We start from the raw sequence: 20,248 nt of genomic DNA, 5'->3' as shown, positions 1-20,248 counted from the left end.
GATAGCAAAATATCATGGCCAATTATAAACCTGATTTATCCTGTCAAAGTAAGTTCATCCCCATCGATTTCTCACAACAAATAGTCCCCGGAACGTTTGAATATGCGCTTGCGCATATTGTTGATAATCACCTTGATTTATCGGGCTTCGAACAGTGGTATCAAAACGACAATGGCGGCGCAGCTGCCTATTCACCGTCTGTGATGTTAAAAATAATTCTCTTTGGTTATTCTCGTGGTTTTATCACTAGTCGCCGCATTGCTAATGCGTGGGATTTAACGGGGACACTCGCTTATAAAGCATGAGTTGAAATGCCTGTGTTGTTTTTTGTGTTTTAGTTTGGTGTTATTATCTATACAAGAGAATGAACAGTGATTAACTTTAGTTTGTCATTTTTAGTTGCAAAAGACGTAATAAAATTACCAAACTAGTCATACATTATTCAGGTGTTAGTAGTATTAGTTCTATATGGGATATGTATTATGGATAGAAATCAAAAAAATAAAATTAAAGATCAAAGTCTGTTTGAGCAAGTGTTACCGACTGAAATGGGGTTAATGAAATCATTAGGTGAATCTAAAACGTTAATTATAATGTTGGTGGTATTTTTAACTTTATTTGGCGGGTTAGGTTTGTTTTTATTAAAAATGTCGACATGAGGTTAGTGGTATAAACTGCATACAAGTCATTTCAAAGGACAAAATACAGTTTTTTTTGCTCCTGCTTCACGATTTTAGCCAATCGTTATTTTCCGCTTAGCAAGTGTCACTAACACCAAATTTACTATCTAGAGCTAGCCAAATACAACTCAAAAAACATTTATTCATCCTCAGCTCACATTCCTGTATAATCTCACGCATTAAAAAACTGCCTAATCGCTTATTCCAAGTAAAGCCAGAATTTGCACTAAAGACAGTTAAACCACCATTTATGACGCTGTAATACCTTATTAAACGATAAGTTAATGCATCGACAACGCTATACAGTTCAAGTTGAGAGAGCACATGACCGTAGAACAATTCGACCCAAGCACAAGTAACTCAAATAAAAGCCAAACAACCACGTTAGATATTCCATCTAAAATGATTGAAGAGCAAAGTAAAGCGACTGTCGCTTCAAATAATGAAACAGCACTTGTTTCGGGAGTCGCTGCAAAGGTAGGCTTCGTAAGTCTCGGCTGTCCTAAAAACTTAGTTGATAGTGAGCGTATTCTTACTCAATTGCGTACTGAAGGTTACGATGTAACGAATAGTTATGACGATGCGGAATTAGTGATTGTGAATACTTGTGGTTTTATTGATTCAGCAGTACAAGAGTCTTTAGATACTATCGGTGAAGCGCTAGCGGCTAATGGTAAAGTGTTAGTTACCGGTTGTTTAGGTGTTAAAAAAGACGAAATCATAGAACTTCATCCTAATGTGCTTGGTGTTACGGGGCCGCATGCCTACGATGAAGTATTAACACAAGTACATAAACATGTTGCGAAACCGGTGCATAATCCGTTTATCGATTTAGTTCCGCCACAGGGTGTTAAATTAACGCCGAAACATTACGCTTATTTAAAAATATCAGAAGGGTGTAATCACCGTTGTACGTTCTGTATTATTCCATCAATGCGTGGTGATTTAGATTCTCGTCCAGTCGGTGATGTGTTAGGTGAAGCAAAACGCTTGGTTGACTCTGGTGTTAAGGAATTATTAGTTATTTCACAAGATACTTCTGCTTACGGTGTTGATGTTAAACACAAAACAGATTTCTGGGAAGGTATGCCAGTTAAAACACACATGCAGCAGTTGTGTGAAGAGCTAGCAAAGCAGGGTGTTTGGATCCGTCTACATTATGTTTATCCTTATCCACATGTTGATAAAATTATTCCGTTAATGGCTGAAGGTAAAATTCTGCCTTATTTAGATATTCCGTTCCAACATGCCAACAAGCGCATTCTTAAACTAATGAAACGTCCTGGTAGCTCAGACCGAGTATTAGAGCGTATTGCTAAGTGGCGCGAGATTTGTCCTGAGTTAGTGATTCGTTCTACTTTTATTGTTGGTTTCCCAGGTGAAACTGAAGAAGAATTTGAAGAGCTACTTAACTTTTTAGAAGAAGCACAATTAGATCGTGTAGGTTGTTTTAAATACTCACCAGTTGAAGGCGCAACCGCTAATGCGTTACCTGATCATGTATCAGATGAAGTAATGGAAGATCGCTTACAGCGTTTTATGGCTGTGCAAGCGCGAATAAGTGCTGAAAAATTACAAGCACGTATTGGTCAAGAGTATTTAATCTTAGTTGATGAAATTAATGATCTTGGTATTGTTGGCCGTTCATACATGGATGCACCAGAGGTTGATGGTAAGGTTTATTTGTCTGATGATTACGATGCTAAGCCAGGTGATCAAATTTGGGTGCAAATTATCCATGCTGATGAGCATGATGCTTGGGGCGTTCGCGTAGAAGATGAAGAAGGTTAATGCCTTAGGTTAGCGCCTTCGATTAATTTGACCTTGTAACGATATCGCTATAATTACATACTTTGAACCAAGAATTTCTTTAAAGTATGTAATTAATGTTAGAAGTGACATTATATAAAAACGAGTGTTTACTAATTTATTGAATGTTTGTTAATAGCATGGTTGAAGCGCACTTTGCGTTCACGTCTGCGAATAGACTCTTGGCCTAATATATCTTGAGTATTTACATCACTTAAGGAAGTATCACTTTCTCTAGTGAGATCGCCATCGGCTATTAATGATAAGTAGCGCGAAGCACAAACTCTTAAGAAAGAAGTAAAGTTGCTAATGTCATAATCAGCATCAAGAGACTCATGATACAACTTAGTAATCATTTGATTTACCGTCATTTGATCACGAAACGATAACTCTTCTAATATTTCCCAAAAAAAGGTCTCTAAACGAATTGATGTAACAACTCCGTCTATACGAAGTGATTTAGTTTTATAGGCCCATAATTGATTATCGGCATTAATGAAAAGTTGACACATGGTGACTCTCTAAATATTAATTATGCCCACGCCACTTAAAGCTTCATGTGGCGTGGGCATATATAGTTATGTTAAAGCAAGGCAACAAATTGCTTTAACATAGCTGGATGAGCAGGCCATGCAGGAGCTGTTACCAGCTTACCGTCAGTAATTGCTCCATCCATCGGTAACTCTATATATTCTGCACCAGCCATTTTAATTTCTGGTTGACAAGCTGGGTAAGCAGATACTTTTTTGCCTGTAAGCACACCAGCAGCAGTGAGTAACTGAGGACCATGACAAATTGATGCGACCGGTTTATCGCTAGTGAAAAAATACTGAATTATTTCCAGAACTTTTGCATTTAAGCGTAGATACTCAGGGGCTCTGCCACCTGGTAGGTATAACGCATCGTAATCTTCGACAGTAATATCGGCAAAAGAGGCATTAAGCTCAAAGTTATGACCACGTTTTTCTGTGTAAGTTTGGTCACCTTCAAAATCATGTATTGAAGTAGCAATCATATCTCCAGATTTTTTATCAGGGCATACGGCATCTACTTCATGCCCCATTGCTAATAAAGCTTGAAAGGGGACCATGTTCTCATAGTCTTCAACAAAATCTCCCGTGATCATAAGTACTTTAGCCATTTGTAAATCCTTAATATAGTTATAATAGAATAACATTCGTTAAATGAGTTAAGGTTCCTCTAATGAATGCATTTTGCAACATTCATTAAATCATCATAACTAAAACACAGGTAATATAGGAATACTACATTTGGATTTTTTATTAATGAACTGGCTATCAATAGAATGTATCATTTTAAAGAGTTAGGAAAAATTGAAATACCTACTTGAATAAAAATAGTTCATGCCAAAGACCATGAAAAGGATTTAAACAGAGAGAATTTTTTACGTTTAAATTAGGGATAAAATAGAACAATAATGTTTTAAATGGGCTTAGCTCTTTATGTTAAGCCTGACAGTAACGTATAATATGACAAAATCAAAGTCTTTAAAGAGAGTAATATGTCATCAGCAAGTGCAGTTCATATATTGGTAAAATCGGAAAAACTTGCAAGAGAGATTATAAAGCTTCTTGCTAAAGGAGAACCTTTTGCCAAGTTAGCAAAGAAACACTCGATATGTACCTCTGGTAAAAAAGGAGGCGATTTAGGTGAGTTTAAAAGAGGACAAATGGTTAAAGGCTTTGATGAAGTTGTCTTTAAAAGACCAATACTGAAAGTTCATGGGCCAGTAAAAACAAGATTTGGATATCATATTATTAAAACGCTTTACCGAACTTAGCTGAAATTAGCCTAACCTAGCGATTGGTATATCAGTATTCTGCTTCACGGGTGTTTTATATAAAAACATTGAATACGAAGCAGGTAAACCTAAAAACCCGACTATAAATCGGGTTTTTTTGTGGCTAATGGTTTATTAGGTAATGTATTTTCGGCTAATGCTTGTTGCGATTAGTAAAAGCGATTGTCGATTTTTTTAAGTAAGCTTTAAATTAATGGACTTGGCATTGAACTAAAATAGCGCATCAACCGTATAAGTAGTAATACATTATTAAAACTAATTCAAAGATAAGTTTAAAGACGAATTCAGGTTTATTAGGACGTTTTATGAAAGCATTATTACTAGTGGCTCATGGCAGCCGAAGAAAACAATCTAATGAAGAAGTTGCTATATTAGCCGAAAAATTAAAAAGCCAATGTTCAGCGCAATACACTATTATTCATGCCGCTTTTTTAGAATTATCAGCACCTTTAATACCTGATGGTATAAAGCTATGTGTTGATGATGGCGCAACATCAATTATTGTACTGCCTTATTTTTTAAATTCTGGGCGTCATGTTATTGAAGATATTCCAAGTATGATTAATGAAACAAGGGCGTTATACCCAGATATTGGAATAAATGTTGCGCCGCATATAGGGGCTTCACCACTTATTATGGATTTGTTAATTGCCTCTGCAAATACTACTGTAACTAACATGGCTTAATTAAAATAACATATACATACGTTATCTATGCATATGTTACTTTAACTAATACTTATTTTTATCTAGCGTTAATGAGTCATGCAAGTAATGTTAAAGTCTCATTATCGTTAATTTATTATTTTCAAATCATACTGAGTAAACAAATGAAATATCAAGGAAATTCCAGCTTCACCCATAAACAACAAGATAAGATTGGAATACTGATTACTAATTTAGGCACACCTGACGCGCCTAAAAAAACTGAGTTAAAAAGATATTTACGAGAATTTTTGTCAGATCCACGTGTTGTTGAGACTCCGCGCTTGCTGTGGTGGATGATCCTTAACTTGGTTATTTTAAATATTCGTCCAAAACGTTCTGCTAAAGCGTATAGTACTGTTTGGACAGAGCGTGGCTCACCGTTATTATTTCATACTCAAGATCAAAGTGATGGGTTGAATAAAGTACTAAAGCAAAAATATGGCGAGAATATAGTTGTTGAATTTGCCATGCGTTATGGCTCACCTTCCATCGATTCAGTGATTGATAACATGCTAAATCAAGGCGTACGTAAATTATTAGTGTTACCGCTTTATCCGCAATATTGTGCTTCTACCACAGCATCTACTTTTGATGCCGTAGCAGCAAGTTTAGCTAAAAAACGTTTAATACCAGAATTACGCTTTATTAACCATTATCATGATTTTCCTGAGTATATTGAAGCTGTAGCAGACAAAATTCGTCAACATTGGGAAAGTAATGGCCGGGCAGACAAGTTGATTTTCACTTACCACGGCATTCCAAAACGTTATCTGCTTAATGGTGACCCGTATCATTGTGAGTGTTATAAAACGTCTCGATTACTCGCAGAAAACTTAGGCTTGAATGAAGATGAGTACCTAGTTAGTTTTCAATCACGCTTTGGCCGTGAAGAATGGTTGCAACCCTACACAGACAAAACATTGATAGAGTTAGCGCAACAAGGCGTTAAATCAGTGCAATTAGTTTGCCCAGGTTTTTCAGCAGACTGTTTAGAAACCATTGAAGAAATCGGTATCGAAAATCGTGACTACTTTATGGAAGCAGGCGGTGAAAGGTACGAGTATATTCCTGCGCTGAATGCAGAATCAACTCATATTGAAATGATGGCGAAACTAGTAGAACAACATTTACAAGGTTGGTCTGTTAATAGTGACACAGCTCAACGTTTTGAATTAGCGACAACGTTAGGTGCGAAGGATTAATTTTAACAAGCTAAATTGTAATAACACCAAACGTATGGGCACAAGTATATGAACGCTGAGCATATAAAGACAAAGCACATAAATAAGATTAATCCCAAAGCACTGATACACAGTAAGTGGACTAAGGTTGAGGTGACAAAAAAAGAAAAGCATTTTGTTATCACTGTAGTTAAGTTTGATGAACAGCAAAACGTGATTGAATGCGTGATAGAAGCCGTAATGACCAAGAACGAATATAATATTGACTGGCGTGAGCTAAAGTTGCGTGATAAATGGCTTATGGGGTGGAAATAGTTTGTTTAGCATCAATTTACTGACATCACTGTTTAAAATAATTTCAGGATGGGATACTTTTTAAAGCACTAAAGCACTAAAGCACTAAAGCACTAAAGCACTAAAGCACTAAAGCACTAAAGCAGTTGCGTTTATACTACTTTAGTGCTTTTTATTATGATTATTTAACGTTTTTGCGTTACAAGTACCCGTACCGCAATCAATGGTTTTCATATTAAATGTTTTAGCTAAAAATGATGAAATTTGATGTCTATATTTAGCTAAGCCTAAATAGACCCAATGACTCACTGTTTTAATCACTGGCCAATTAAGTGGCGCAACCCAAAAACCTTTTCCAACCAGAGTCCATGCTCTGTGGGTAACTTCTAATCCTAATAAAACTTGCCCGTTATAATATCCGTGGAGTATTTTCATTGCATCAGAAAATTGTACATTAGGGTATAGAGCTTCAAAGTCTGGTTGGTGTATATCAACTAAGGTAATTAAATTATTGGTATCAAAATTTTTAAGATGACTCATTTCTGCGGCGCATAAGGGGCAGTTACCATCATAAAAAATGTTAAGCATGTTTATCTCCAAACAAGGTCATCAAATAGTTAAATTGATATCAGCTACATCAAATATTAAGTGCAGTTATGCATCTAGTATATACATCGAAAATAACGATCCGGTAATGCAATTTATTGTTAATATTTCATTACCGATGGTATATTTATTGTTTACTCAATCTATCACCGTCGATAGAAAGATCTTCTGGTAACTTGTCTTTTTTTGCATAACTTAATCGAGATAGCCGCTCAGTTACGTGGTAGCTATCTAATCCGGAAATACTAACCGTTTCTAACGATTCAATATCAATGTAACCGTCTTTTCGAATCGCGTGTGGCTCACAAATAATATTTGTTACTTTACCTATGACTAATTGGGTGTTGTTTGCCGCAACAGGTATTATTTCTTCAAGTGTTAACGCATACTTTAACAGGCTTTCTTTAACAAAAGGGGCGTTAACTTCATCAATAAACATAGGTGTTAGCCCTGTGTGTTTAAACTCGCATTGATCTGCATCGTAACGTGCTGATGTCTGATGAGCTGAACGCCAAATATTTTTATTTACTTGATTAATTGTATATTGCTTGGTTTGCAGAATGTTTTCTAAAGTATGTCGGGTAACTATGTGTGGTCTGGTAATAAAACCGATGAGTGCAGGGGAGGCACCAAGATGAACAACAGAGCTAAACATTGCTAAGTTAGTTTGGCCTTGTTTATTGACGGTGCCAATAAGGTTAGCACTTTTAAAACCAGATAAACTGTTTATCAGTTTAGCTCTATAGCTGTCTGCCATATTCACTAATTCGAGGTAATTTAAATGTCGCAATTTATTTTATACTCAACGTTTAGTTTCATAATAAAACCTATACGTACGAAAGCTAATTTAAGATCAAATAAATAGTGATAATTACTTATATTATTGAAGAACAATATAAGTAATTATAAACGTTAGTATTAATTGCTTTATTACTTTGTATTATGAGTGCTTTTTATTTTTCATCTGTGGATACTATCTGTTTTTGTATAACCCTATTTGTATACAAACGCATGATTACTTCGAACATAAACGCGATAAAGAAAATTGAAAGAATATAATAAACAATATTCGGCATTGATTGAGATGAATAGGCAATTGCAAAAAGTGCGGCACCAAAAGACCCAACAACGGCAGCGATAACGCAGAATATTTTGGCGTTAGTTTCTTTGATTTTAAATAAATGACCTGTATGCGTAAATCCTTGTATCAGTAATACCGAGATAGCCGCTATGCTGGCAATTTGACTTAAGTCGAACAATAAAATCATTGGGACTATAAGTAATGCAGAAATTAACAACCCTTCTGTGTTATTAAAAATATGGTATTCATATACTTCAGGTAAGTTACCTTCTTTTGCTAACGTGTAGCCAATTTGCGTTACCGCATACAGGGTAGCATTAATCGCTGATGCGGTAGCAAGTAACGCTGTGATGGCTATAATTTTGAATCCCCATTCACCTAGTGCAGGGCGAACCGCTTCAGCTAAAGCATAATCTTTATCTTCTATAATAGTTGCTAAAGAAAGGTTACCAAAAACGGCGAGAGCAACGGCTATATACAAAACAGTAACAAGAGCAATGGCAATAATCATCGCCTTAAGCATCGTTTTTTCAGGGCTCTCCATATCTTCAACGCTGTTAGTAATAACGCTAAATCCTTGGAAGGCAAAAAATGTTAATCCTAAGGCATAAAAAACATGTAAAGTCGCTGGCGCATTGGCTAATGTTAGGCGCGCAGGTTGAATATAAAATAATGCTATTACAGTAAAAATAATTAACGCGAGTAGTTTAATAACCACAATTATATTTTCAGCTTTAGCGACAATTGAGGCGCCAATAAAGTTAATAATGACAAAAAAAGACAGTATAGAAACGGCAAATATATTAAGAATTAAATTACTATCACTATTTGGGAAGTAGGTTGCTGCATATGTGCCAAACGACTTACACACGGCTGCTATGGCAACTAATTGGGCGAAGTAAAATAGTACACCAAGCGCGCCCGAGAATACGCCTTCGCCGTAACCATGTGTAAGATATTCTACGATACCGCCCCGGCTTGGGTAACGAACAGCAAGTTTACTTAATGAGTAACCACAAAATAATGCGATAACTGCGGCAATAGCAAAAGAGAAAGTAACTAGATTTCCGGCAATTACACCGGCTTCTCCAATAACAATAAAAATTCCCGCACCAACCATGGAGCCTATACCTAAAAATACCGCACTCCATAAACCAAATGCTTTTTTTTCTAAGGAGGATTCTGTTTTTAAATTCATCGTAACTGCTTTTTTATGTAGTATTTATTAATAAAGGAACTTTATTACAAAGAATATTTGTTATCTCTATGAAATAAAGTAACTATTGTATGGTTATTATCTACCTAATTTGCATAATGTCATTACTTTTTGAACTGTTTTTTAGAGAATTCTTTAGTAAGATTTAACGGTGAATAATTGAAGAAACTCTGACATTTAGCGATGCTACTTATTATTACTTAGTCATTACTAAATGCTTGTTAAATAATGCAGTAAATAACATTTACTTTGGCCAATAATATGACAAAGCAGTTATTGCTACCCCTAATTTTATTGCTTTATTGTTTAATATTTAAATAAGTAAAATAAGCGTTGAAGGTGTTATTAACAACGTATTAAACTCAGGTTTTCAAGAAAGCTAAACATTAGGAATACTATTGAAAATATTCATTATTATTGTTTTGATGAGTATCATAGGCTGCACCTCGCAACCAAGTAAAGATTATCAACAAAAACACAGCTTAGAGAACGCAACAAAGAATAGTCATCCACACAACGTAAAAAAAACCGTTCCCATTGGCACTTGGGAAGGAATTAGCCGTTCAGGAACAGAATTTAAAGTATTGAAAATTATGTCTAACAACCAGCATAGTTTAATTTCATATAATATTGCATCAGGTATGCAGTTCCAAAAAAGTGTCTCGTTCACAAATGAAGATATAGAATGTGATGAGTTTAACTGCCATATTTATACCCACACAGCAGATGAGAAACTACCATTAAAAATTATTCTTACAAAATTTTTAGATCAGGACTATCTAGTGACAGAAGCCGTTAAGCTAGGATCAGGAGAAATATACAGCTTAAACTACGGACTAAAAATAATTAATGTTGAAACAACACCTGAGCGATTTATTGCGCAAGAAACAGAAAAGTTAACCACGATAAGCTCAACACATAAAAATGAACGGTTTGGCTACTGGAGTGGAATACTCGAAATTTCAAATGAAGATCAATTAAAGTTTGCTACATTGGACTATCAACCTGGGCAACTAGCAACTTTTACGGTTTATACGCCTGGGCTACCATACCCAGCAAGAATGAATTTTAACCCCGATTGGTTACAGCAAAATGATGGTGAATTAAGCACTAAACTGCAAGGGGCTATTTTTGCTAGCGAAATAACCTTAAGATATCCTCTAAATGATTTGATTCAAGGCGACTTTGAACAGCGATTTGAACGTTATCCGGAACGGCTTATTAGTAATGGAAACTTCACTCTTTCGCGTGTTAAGCCATTAGAAGATTATAAACTATCAAAGTCGTTAACTAATCTGCTGAAAGCATTAGAATTACACTAAATAGATGAATGATAGTTTTGGATCTTCAGCGGGCAGTGGAAGTTTAGTCTGACATTATTGTCTAGATAATAAAAAACGTTTACCTGAAATCAAGTAAACGCATTATAAAAACATGAAATATTAAGCGAACTAACCTCTTTATAAATATGAGAATATAAAGCGCTTAAATATTTCCAATAAAATAATTATATTTAACGGATCATATTCTTAGAACTCATATTTCATTGTTAAGCTAACAACTCTTGGAGGTAAATATTGTGCACTTGTTACACCAATACCAAAGGTATCAGTGTGCAATGAGGAGATAGCATCTTTGTCAAATAAGTTTTGAATATTTAATGCTACAGTCCAACTACTTTGTGCAGGAAAAAATGCGATATTAGCGTTCACCATACTATAAGAATCAACTAAATCTCTAATTTCTGAGTTAAATACTCTTGAATAATAGTCTCCTCGAAAATTATAACTAAGTGAACTACGAATCATACTACCATTATTAAGATCATATTGATGAGTAGCTCGAATATTAGCGACAAATTCAGGGATTTTGGCTAGCTTATTACCAGTAAGATCGACAGCAGTAGCTTCACGAGCAGCATTGATTTCGTCATTTGAAGCTCCTGATACGATTAAGCCTACTGAAGCATTTTCAGCTTCGGCTCGGTCTATTGCATCTCTTCCTTCTGTGATTTTTGAGCCCATCCAAGTAAAGTTTGCTGAAACAGATAAGCTTTCAGTGATATTTGCTAACGTTTCCAACTCTAGGCCATAAATTTCTGCTTTGGGCAAGTTAGATGCACCGGAGTTAAAACGGCCAATACCACTAGACTCAAACAAATAATCTTTATAATCATAATAAAAAGCCGCAATATTCGCTTGTAATTGATTATTTAAATATTTACTTTTACTTCCTAACTCATATGCTGTAACTTTTTCTTGATCAAATACCTCTGGGAAAAACCTTAAATCTGTACTGCTATTTGAGCCAGCTGGTTTAACACCTGTAGCAATAGTGCCATAAACCATAGCATTCTCATTAATACTATAATCAATAGCAACACGACCTGTAATATTATCCGTTTTATTACTAGGTGTGCTCGTAATAGGCGAACGTTCTGGCACACAATTCAAACTACATCGTTCATCAGTAAAAGTATTTTTGGTATATCTTAAGCCACCAGTTAAGCTAAGGTTATTGTTAATTGCATAACTAATTTGTCCGAAAAAAGAGTGTGAACTAAAGTTTCGATAATCAGAATTAACAAAGTCAATATCTGAATTATTTACAAATATATTAGGCCCTTGTATAATTTCATTAATAGTTTCACCATCTCTATCAGCATCAAAGAAATTACGCGTATTACTGAATATTTCAGTATCAAGATAGAATGCTCCTAAGTTCCAACTGAAGTCGCTATTAATATAGTTAGATAGTAAATTCAGTTCCGCGGTATAGCTTGTATCTTCTTGCGTTAAATTACCAATAAACTGCTGAATAGGCATTTGACCTAATAAATTAGGTATATTGTCAGTCGCTAGTTCTATAGGAGCAGGGTCATTAGCCGTTAAACTAGAGCGATCCATATCTAGACGCCTACGCATATCATATGTTTGACGAGAAAAAATTCCTTTCAATATAGTTTCATCAAAATTGTAATTTAAATGCAGACCTAAAAGCTCGTTATCCAGCTTATAAAACTCTGAGGTATCATGATAAATAATACGAGGATCATCACTTATAGTATCGTAATTACCTTTTAAGGCTGGCCCGTTAGTATCTGAACTAAACTGCATATACTGCACCATAAGTTCAAGATCATCATTGGGTTGCCAAAGCAATTGTCCACGTAGTGTTGTGTCATTTTTCTCATCAAGTTCATTATCTGAATTTAGCGCTTTATTTTCACTATAACCATCATGTTGTCGATGAGAGGCTGATAAAGAAATAGCAACACTATCAGATAGTCCGATTTTGACACCACTCCGAAAGTTCATTGTGTCATATTGACCAAAAGTAAAATCTGTAAAACCACTGTTATCATTAATTTCTGGCTTACTGGTTACAATATTAACAGCACCGCCTGTTGAGCTATTTCCGTAAATTGTACCATCTGGACCACGCTGTACTTCAACGCGATCTATATCAACTAAATCAGACCATAAAGCATAATCATTAGTCATAAAAATACCATCAATATGGAATGCTACTGCAGGTTTAGTTCCAGCATTATCTGGTATTTCATTACCGACACCTCTAATTGTAATAGATGGACGATACCCTTGCACACTAGAGACAACTAGCCCTGGCACCTGATCACTAAGATCAAACATATTCGCTACATTCAGCTTATCTAATTCTTCGCCTGCTACAACTGATATCGCATCGGGTATATCTTCCAAGTTTTTAGTTGTGCGTTGTGCCGTAACAATAATTTGTTCTATTTCCTGATCCGTACTAATATTTTCTTGTGCTAAGGTACTAAATGAATTCAACTGTAAACCTATCGATATAGCCACTAAACTGATATTTAACTTGTTACTATTCATTAAAAATACTCCGGTTTTTATGATAATTAATTAGGAATTAAAAATTATTAGAATTAAAAACAATACGCATACTTTATGAATATTTAATTACACTAAGTTGTAATATTTTTGACATTTTTATTTGAGATAGTTGATTTAATCTATACTTTAAGGTTTGTAAAATGAGATTGAATAAAAATAATCTAATAAAGATATTACTTGGTATTACTTTATTATCCTCGTTAGCTATTAAAGCTACTCCGCTCTATATCGAAAAAATCAGAAGTAATGGCAGTATATTCACAAGTTTATATCAAGTGCATACACAACAAAAAATGAACACTAACTCTAGCCTTTTATCGACATTAGCACCTCTAGAAAAACCTCAAAAAATAGATATTTCACTTTTTTACTTTAATGACTTACACGGAAAAATAATTATTCCGGATGAAAAAAAAGGAGATACATTTGTCTTTGCACAGATGATGAAAATTGTAGGTGAGGCACGTAAAAAAAATGATAGTTCTGTATTGTTTGTATCAGGAGGAGATGACCATACAGGAGAAGTGTATGATGAGCTATTAGGCACAAATGAAAGCACATTTAAGATGAGCTTACCCTATCATGCTTATTCTTCTGGAGGATTAGACGCTGCTGTAATTGGTAATCACGAGCTAGATCGTGGTGTAGAAACGCTCAAAAGGACAATAAAGCAAAATGCTACGTTTGCAGTATTATCTGCTAATATTAGTCATTCTTCTGTAATTAACTACCCTATATTTTCGCCTAGCGTTATAGGTGAAGTTAATGGCGTAAGAATTGCTATTGTTGGCCTAACATCATATGAAGATACTAAAACAAATCATAAAGATGACCCTCAATTTAAAGTTGCACCCGCTTTACCTGCACTAAAAAAACTTGCCATACAACTTGAATCCAGCGTAGATATGATTCTGATCCTAAGCCATTTAGGATATGGACAATCAGGTATTGATGGTGATGAAAAAGTCGCCGAGCTATTAAGTACTTTATCTATACCTTCGATTATTGTGGGCGGACACTCACATACACTTCTAAACAAAAATGGTTTAGAAGAGAATAATATTATTAATGGAGTTCCGATATTACAAGCAGGGAGTTGGGGAAAATATTTAGGAGAGTTAAATTTTTCACTGGAATATAGTCAAGAGCAAAAACAACCAACATTAAACATTAAAAACAACATTATGCATGGCATAGCGCCCAATATAAACAAAGGATCAAAAATAGACGAGGTATTTCAGCAACAATTTATTGATCCCGTACTTAAACGTTTTAATCATCTACTATTTGAAAAATTAATTGATGTTAGCAATAACCCACTTTTATCGACCGAAAATACCCTTAAAACACGCTATATTGGTGAAAACCTTATCGCCAATATACTAACAGATGCATTATTTTCTCGGCAACGAAATTATAGTGATAAACAAATTGATGGTGTTGCGATTAACGCATCAGGTATTATTGGAGGCATTTCACCTAATTCAACATTATTATTTAAAGATTTTTTTAATATCATGCCTTATGCTGATGTAATTCAAATTATAGAATTAAGTCCTAAGCAACTTCAAGACTTTCTAGATAGTAATGCTAAACGAATTGTTCGACAAGAAGAGATAGAGCAGGTTGATTTAAACGACTTTATTAATAGAGGCTTTTTACACTTTTCATCATCAATACGATACACCATAAACCTATCAGATGACGCAACAACGGCTACTGCTGCGGGCATAAAGGTACATGGAAAAGAGTTAACTAGTTATGATATAAATCACAAATTCAGATTAGTGCTTGGTGATTATATTACTAACGGAAATCAAGGTTGGAAAGGTAATATAATTGGTGCAGGTCTAAAAAATACTATTATTGGGTACGATGTAACAAAACTAAGTAATACTAATACCGGTTTCATCATGCGAAATGAAATAATACAATCGTTACGTGAAAAAACAATGCTTAACGCGAGCAAAGACCGACGTTTAAATATTTTATAGGAGTTAAGTTTGTAAACTATAAAATAGCTAAATCCATTTTTTGCTTACGGTACAGTCTTTAGAAAAATAGACAATATAAGTTTACTTTTGAGTCACTATTTCACTGTATTATTGTTTTGCTCTGATATATTCTATAAGCGAGTGTGCTAGTTAACTTGTGCTTCGCTATTTTGGCCAACAATTTTAGCTTTTATTTGAGACGTTAGGTTTATTCAAGGTAATCAAGTGTATCGAACCTTTTTAATATGTAGCCTTCTCATTTGTGCCTACTTTTCTATAGGAGCATATTTGCTGTACGAGCAGATGCCACGCTATTTATTTCCAAATATTATTTTAACTTCTACAACAGAAGAGCTACACACATTGAAGTTTTACGATTCATTCAACAATGAATTACTTGTTCGTGAGTACGGGCAATCTGAAGATCAATGTATTGTATTTTTTCCTGGACGTCACGGAGGGATAAAAAAATACGAAGAAACACTTTTTAGAGCTTTCCAAAATAATAACTTCAAGGTGTTCTCTATTTCGTATTCGGGACAAGATGGAGCTATAGGTCGAGTAGATAATATTGCATCTTTAATAAGGTTAATTACTGATGCAATGACAACTATTTCGTTAAATTGTCCTCCCGAAAAAACAATTGTTTATGGCCGCTCTTTAGGAGCAACTGTTGCAGCACACTCTATAGAAGAAAATAAAGTATCAGGACTCATTATAGAAGCTGTTGCTCCGTCATTATCGGTTGCAGTTAATAACTACTTAAATTCAAAGTGGTATTTAAGCCCACTGAGAATTTTGCCAATAGAGCACTTGCTTTCAAAAAACTATGACTTAAGCGAACCTCTTTCTTTATTAAAAGCAATTCCTGTTAGTATTTTTCAAGGTACTAAGGACTCACAAACACCTTTAAGTCAATTACAACAAAATTGGAGTTATGGTGGCAATGTCTCGCTACATATAGTTAATAACGGTGGTCATTCAAATACATATATACAAGCAACAAACGAAATTGTTAAAGTAGCAAACAGTATGTTGGTGCACCCATAAATCTAATAAGGCACTCAAAAAGACAAAAAACAGTTATTTTGCTGTTTCGTTGCTTATTTTAGCCAACATTTTTGCCTATTATTTTAAGTGTTTGTTGTTCATGGAGAGTTGATGAGTTCTACGATTAAGAAAGTCCTATTTAATTTTGGTGGCTATTCCTTTTGGATATTATTAGTTCTTTGGGCTGTTTTTTCATTTTTTCTCAAAGGTTGTGAATCTACTTGCTATCATGAAGTAGTAAAATCTGTAACTTCTCCTGACGGAAAACAAGTAGCTGAAATATCGATTGGCGATTGTGGCGGAGCCACAACAGATTTCTTTGGTGGTGTTGATGTAAAAAGCGATAACCCCGAATTAACCGCAGAAAATCTATTTACCTTTGATGGTCGTCCCGAAGAAACGGGACTTGAAGTACGCTGGATTAGTAATACAGAATTAATTATTAGTATTTCTGATCTTTATAAAGCTCGCTACATTAACCCCAATGGTAGGAAAAGCGCCGGTTTAAAAGTAAAATATGAGTATCGTAAATAGTACAGTGAGTTTCTAGCTATAGTCCCAGACATTACCAAGGTTGATGTGTGCATTTGTTAGAATAATTTAGCGATTATTTGCTCCGGTATAAATAATTTAATCCGCCGCTGATATTTAGCCATAATAAATACCACCCCGAAAACAATACCAATAATACATAGAGCCAATGCATGCCATAGCCGCTGTGCAATGGATATGATTGATTTATTAATCGGTATTGCCATGGTAGGGTGTCTGAACGCTGCGACATTATCATTTTATTTTGTTGTGGATATACATTAACAGAGGTACGGCCATTAGGGTGCCATTCGTTATTTAGCTGAAATCTGAATCGATAAAAACTATATTTATTGACTTTATCTAAGTCAGGTATTTGTAAAAATGTCGGCCAACCATCAGGTACCTGTATCAATGCTAAAGCTAACGCCTTGCTTGGTGTATTAGGGTTCGTGTTAGCAGATATTTCAATACTTGGTAGTACTTGTAATGGAGGAAATATAGGACTAATTTGTTTTTGCCACATCATTACAGCCCCAGTAAATACAATGATAAATAACGTTGGAGTAAAAACTATCCCACTGTGTCGATGAAATTGCAGTAAGGTCGCTGCTTTACGGCCTGTCCATGGAGTAACTTTAACAAAGCGCCAGCGAAACCCTTTACGGCCAGGCCACCAGAGATATATTCCTGATAAGGTTAAGACTACAGCAATAATGGAACTGAAAAATAGTAGCCACTTACCAATATCTCCTGTTAGTAATTCAACATGTATTTTATGAAAAAAATGTAAAGTGTCCATCAACCACAAATTATTGTTGAAAGGGGCTAATGTCTCAATATTAAGTAAAGTATGATGATCATTAATTTCGGTTATAGTCCAATAAGGTTGATCAATATTTGGCGCTTTAATACGTTTGATAGTATATTCTTGGGCTATGCTTACTACTTGATCAAATTGCTTCACAATCATTCCAACTTGATAATCTTTGGGCAACTCTCCCTGCTGGCTAACAAATAGCTCTATTAGTTTGTTTTTATATGTTAATCCGATGCCAGTAACTGCTGATAGTATTAAGGGGAGCATGGCTATGATTCCTAACCATCTATGCCAGAATTTAAGTTTTAAACCAGTTGCTAGTTTCATGATTTCTCTAAAATAAAGGAATTAAGGCTCCAATTAAGAAGCCTTGTTTATACAAATAATATATTAACGATTTTAGTGATTAAAAGCTTATTTGATATGCTGCCGAAAATGAACGTCCGATCCCTTTAAAATTACGTAAATCATTAGGGTTAGATTGAGAATAGTAAGAGTAATAATCTGTATTCGTTAAGTTTTGAATAGCGAGTGTTACTTGTCCCGAAAATACAGCAATATTCGCACTGAAATCAACGGTAGTGTAACCGTCAAATTCATTCACAATGTCATTATCACTATTTCGTTGTTTTCGATCTAATAAATGGTTCACTTGCAAACGTGTTGTCAAAATATCATTCCAGTCACTGTCCCAGCTAATATTAATACGATCAGGCGAAATATCTGAGCCCCCTAGGTCGCTGTCTACACTACCATTTTCATCAGAATCATAACGACCATCAGAGTTTGCATAACGTAAGCCTAAACTATCTGTTAATGAAAATGCCCAATCGGCACTAAACTCAAAACCATCTACTTCTGTCATCTCTCGTTTAACAGAGTAAATACCATCTTCATCAGGCTCTAAACGTTGACCAAAATCGCTTTCTGAAGTGTAATAAGTTAATTGCGCTTGTACGTCATTACCTCTATATTCAAGACCTAGTTCTGTATTCTCAGTAAGAATAGGCTTTAAATCTAAAAAGAACTCGACACTTTGGTTAGGTATATTAATGCCACGTAATACACGACCTACATCGGGCATTGAAAACGCTTCAGCATAATTAGCAAATACACGCCAGTTATCATTTAATTTGTAGGTACCTCCTAAATTGATTAACGTTTCAGAGAATTCTGGTGAACCGCCCTCAACAAATTGGCTGCCGTAAGAAGCTAAAGTAGTAAAGTCATCAACATCTAGTTTAGCTACCTCATGACGCACACCAGCAGTGATATTCAATGCTGTTATACCTGAGTATTCTACTTGAGCATACGGAGCATAATTAATGTATTGTGTCTCGGGTACCCAAGTTCGGCCTGTTTGCACTAATGCTTGCCATGTTTGATCTTGTAGTATGTCAAAACCATACACTAAACTTATTGGTAACTGCATTAGTTCATCATTTACAAAAGTAACTTTCATTCCCGTCTTTTCAGAATTATTTTGAGACTGATCAATTAAGTTTTCTCCATATTCAGCGTCTTGAAAAGTTGCAATTGGACTTACTTGAGCACCGTAAGTAGCAGCAAAGTCTTGATGAAAGACCTTGATAGATAAACTTTGACCTAAAAAGTCTTGTTTTGAATAATTGATACTTGCGGTTGTCGCTTTGTTTTTAGCTGGATCACCAATTATGTCACCTTTGACAGCCGTACTGGGTATATCAGCATCTACATCGCCAGCAACAGATACCCAACTATTATTACCTTTAATTTGATATTGATTAACCATCAATTCAACACGACTATCCTCCCATTCATAACCAGCCTTAATAAAGCCATCAAAGGTAGAAGTATCCATAGTGTCACCTTGGGTATTATCTACGCCAACTATTTCACCATCTGCATCATAGGCCATGCCAGTGTCACGTAATGTAAATGCCATTAATAAATCAGAATTTTTCCACCGATTGGCTAAACTATAACTTACCCCAAAGCTTGCACTTTCCCCTATATCTTCCGGTTGAAATTGAGTATCAATCTTTATCTTTTGCTCAAATTCTTTAGTGGGTTTACGGGTAATTAAATTAATAATACCACCAGCAGCACCTAACCCATGAATAGCATTAGCTCCGTGCAACACCTCAATTCTTTCTAATAAAAATGGATCTATGGTATGTCCATCTCGACCACCATCTCGTAATGGATTAGATTGCGGTACACCATCAATTAGATATAGTGGACTACGGCCCCGCATAGTTTCACCTGAACCGCTCATCTTTTGTCTGCTTGGAGAGAAGCTTGGGACTAAATTTCCTAATACCGTTGAAATATCATGCTGAATAGACAACTGTTGCTCTAATTCTTCAGTATCAATAACAGTTATAGTGTTTGGAATTTGGCTAAGTGGTTTCTCGACACGAGATGCGGTAATGACGACGACTTCATCAACATCTCTTGAAGTGGGTGATGTATCTTTGATGTCGTCGGCGAGTACATGGCTTGAGAAATTAAAGCAAGAAATAATGGCGCAGCTAACGAGTGATAATTGTAATTTCATAGGGTATCCATCAAAATTAAGTAGAATA

General features: G+C 35.2%; 19 protein-coding genes. 11 read left to right on the top strand and 8 right to left on the bottom strand.

Annotated features, from left to right (window positions below; translation table 11 throughout):
* Nucleotides 1-14: 14 nt before the first annotated feature.
* The 3 genes from KO509_RS11445 to rimO all read left to right on the top strand — a co-directional run bounded on the left by KO509_RS11445 (nucleotide 15) and on the right by rimO (nucleotide 2,471).
* Nucleotides 15-305, top strand: coding sequence for a transposase (locus tag KO509_RS11445; RefSeq protein WP_215973411.1), 291 nt, complete (start codon nucleotides 15-17; stop codon nucleotides 303-305).
* A 177-nt stretch (nucleotides 306-482) separates the two neighbouring features.
* Nucleotides 483-659: a hypothetical protein gene (locus KO509_RS11440; protein WP_215973410.1), complete on the top strand. Its 177-nt coding sequence runs from the start codon at nucleotides 483-485 to the stop codon at nucleotides 657-659.
* A gap of 345 nt (nucleotides 660-1,004) precedes the next feature.
* Complete coding sequence (gene rimO / locus KO509_RS11435) at nucleotides 1,005-2,471, top strand: 30S ribosomal protein S12 methylthiotransferase RimO (RefSeq protein WP_215973409.1); 1,467 nt, start codon at nucleotides 1,005-1,007, stop codon at nucleotides 2,469-2,471.
* Between the two features lie 131 nt (nucleotides 2,472-2,602).
* Here rimO and KO509_RS11430 read toward each other — a convergent pair whose 3' ends face one another.
* Both KO509_RS11430 and KO509_RS11425 read right to left on the bottom strand, forming a co-directional pair.
* The gene (locus KO509_RS11430; RefSeq protein WP_215973408.1) at nucleotides 2,603-3,001 is read right to left on the bottom strand and encodes a ribbon-helix-helix domain-containing protein; all 399 of its coding nucleotides are present in this window, start codon (nucleotides 2,999-3,001) and stop codon (nucleotides 2,603-2,605) included.
* Nucleotides 3,002-3,072: 71 nt separating this feature from the next.
* Nucleotides 3,073-3,630 carry a DJ-1/PfpI family protein gene (locus KO509_RS11425; RefSeq protein WP_215973407.1) on the bottom strand — a complete coding sequence of 186 codons (558 nt, stop codon included), beginning with the start codon at nucleotides 3,628-3,630 and terminating at the stop codon, nucleotides 3,073-3,075.
* 381 nt (nucleotides 3,631-4,011) lie between these two features.
* Between KO509_RS11425 and ppiC the strand changes: the two genes are divergently transcribed.
* The 4 genes from ppiC to KO509_RS11405 all read left to right on the top strand — a co-directional run bounded on the left by ppiC (nucleotide 4,012) and on the right by KO509_RS11405 (nucleotide 6,514).
* Entirely contained in the window at nucleotides 4,012-4,290 is a 279-nt protein-coding gene (gene ppiC / locus KO509_RS11420) for a peptidylprolyl isomerase PpiC (RefSeq protein WP_215973406.1), read from the top strand.
* A gap of 326 nt (nucleotides 4,291-4,616) precedes the next feature.
* Nucleotides 4,617-4,997: a CbiX/SirB N-terminal domain-containing protein gene (locus tag KO509_RS11415; protein WP_215973405.1), complete on the top strand. Its 381-nt coding sequence runs from the start codon at nucleotides 4,617-4,619 to the stop codon at nucleotides 4,995-4,997.
* Nucleotides 4,998-5,140: 143 nt separating this feature from the next.
* Nucleotides 5,141-6,220, top strand: a complete 1,080-nt coding sequence (gene hemH, locus KO509_RS11410) for a ferrochelatase (protein WP_215973404.1) — start codon at nucleotides 5,141-5,143, stop codon at nucleotides 6,218-6,220.
* A 78-nt stretch (nucleotides 6,221-6,298) separates the two neighbouring features.
* Complete coding sequence (locus KO509_RS11405; RefSeq protein ID WP_215973413.1) at nucleotides 6,299-6,514, top strand: TIGR02450 family Trp-rich protein; 216 nt, start codon at nucleotides 6,299-6,301, stop codon at nucleotides 6,512-6,514.
* Nucleotides 6,515-6,655: 141 nt separating this feature from the next.
* On the opposite strand, the gene KO509_RS11400 is transcribed toward KO509_RS11405, so the two are convergent.
* The 3 genes from KO509_RS11400 to KO509_RS11390 form a co-directional block, all read right to left on the bottom strand.
* The gene (locus KO509_RS11400) at nucleotides 6,656-7,081 is read right to left on the bottom strand and encodes a DUF393 domain-containing protein (RefSeq protein ID WP_215973403.1); all 426 of its coding nucleotides are present in this window, start codon (nucleotides 7,079-7,081) and stop codon (nucleotides 6,656-6,658) included.
* Nucleotides 7,082-7,226: 145 nt separating this feature from the next.
* Nucleotides 7,227-7,856 (bottom strand): flavin reductase, encoded by a 630-nt coding sequence (locus KO509_RS11395; RefSeq protein WP_215973412.1) that lies wholly within the window; start codon nucleotides 7,854-7,856, stop codon nucleotides 7,227-7,229.
* A 196-nt stretch (nucleotides 7,857-8,052) separates the two neighbouring features.
* Nucleotides 8,053-9,378 (bottom strand): APC family permease, encoded by a 1,326-nt coding sequence (locus KO509_RS11390; RefSeq protein WP_215973402.1) that lies wholly within the window; start codon nucleotides 9,376-9,378, stop codon nucleotides 8,053-8,055.
* 416 nt (nucleotides 9,379-9,794) lie between these two features.
* Here KO509_RS11390 and KO509_RS11385 point away from each other — a divergent pair, with 416 nt between their 5' ends.
* The gene (locus KO509_RS11385) at nucleotides 9,795-10,718 is read left to right on the top strand and encodes a hypothetical protein (protein WP_215973401.1); all 924 of its coding nucleotides are present in this window, start codon (nucleotides 9,795-9,797) and stop codon (nucleotides 10,716-10,718) included.
* Between the two features lie 207 nt (nucleotides 10,719-10,925).
* Here the strand turns inward: KO509_RS11385 and KO509_RS11380 are convergent, their stop codons facing one another.
* Nucleotides 10,926-13,265: a TonB-dependent receptor gene (locus KO509_RS11380; RefSeq protein WP_215973400.1), complete on the bottom strand. Its 2,340-nt coding sequence runs from the start codon at nucleotides 13,263-13,265 to the stop codon at nucleotides 10,926-10,928.
* A 161-nt stretch (nucleotides 13,266-13,426) separates the two neighbouring features.
* On the opposite strand from KO509_RS11380, the gene KO509_RS11375 reads away from it, so the two are divergent.
* The 3 genes from KO509_RS11375 to KO509_RS11365 all read left to right on the top strand — a co-directional run bounded on the left by KO509_RS11375 (nucleotide 13,427) and on the right by KO509_RS11365 (nucleotide 16,864).
* On the top strand, nucleotides 13,427-15,280 hold the full coding sequence (locus tag KO509_RS11375) for a 5'-nucleotidase C-terminal domain-containing protein (protein ID WP_215973399.1): 1,854 nt from the start codon (nucleotides 13,427-13,429) through the stop codon (nucleotides 15,278-15,280).
* A gap of 288 nt (nucleotides 15,281-15,568) precedes the next feature.
* Complete coding sequence (locus KO509_RS11370) at nucleotides 15,569-16,330, top strand: alpha/beta hydrolase (protein ID WP_215973398.1); 762 nt, start codon at nucleotides 15,569-15,571, stop codon at nucleotides 16,328-16,330.
* A gap of 111 nt (nucleotides 16,331-16,441) precedes the next feature.
* Complete coding sequence (locus KO509_RS11365; protein WP_215973397.1) at nucleotides 16,442-16,864, top strand: hypothetical protein; 423 nt, start codon at nucleotides 16,442-16,444, stop codon at nucleotides 16,862-16,864.
* A 73-nt stretch (nucleotides 16,865-16,937) separates the two neighbouring features.
* Here KO509_RS11365 and KO509_RS11360 read toward each other — a convergent pair whose 3' ends face one another.
* The gene (locus tag KO509_RS11360) at nucleotides 16,938-18,008 is read right to left on the bottom strand and encodes a PepSY-associated TM helix domain-containing protein (protein WP_215973396.1); all 1,071 of its coding nucleotides are present in this window, start codon (nucleotides 18,006-18,008) and stop codon (nucleotides 16,938-16,940) included.
* 79 nt (nucleotides 18,009-18,087) lie between these two features.
* Complete coding sequence (locus KO509_RS11355) at nucleotides 18,088-20,220, bottom strand: TonB-dependent receptor (RefSeq protein WP_215973395.1); 2,133 nt, start codon at nucleotides 20,218-20,220, stop codon at nucleotides 18,088-18,090.
* Nucleotides 20,221-20,248: the final 28 nt, after the last annotated feature.

Source organism: Colwellia sp. C2M11, from assembly GCF_018860915.1.
GTDB lineage: Bacteria > Pseudomonadota > Gammaproteobacteria > Enterobacterales > Alteromonadaceae > Colwellia.
This window is presented reverse-complemented; position numbering and strand designations above follow the sequence as displayed.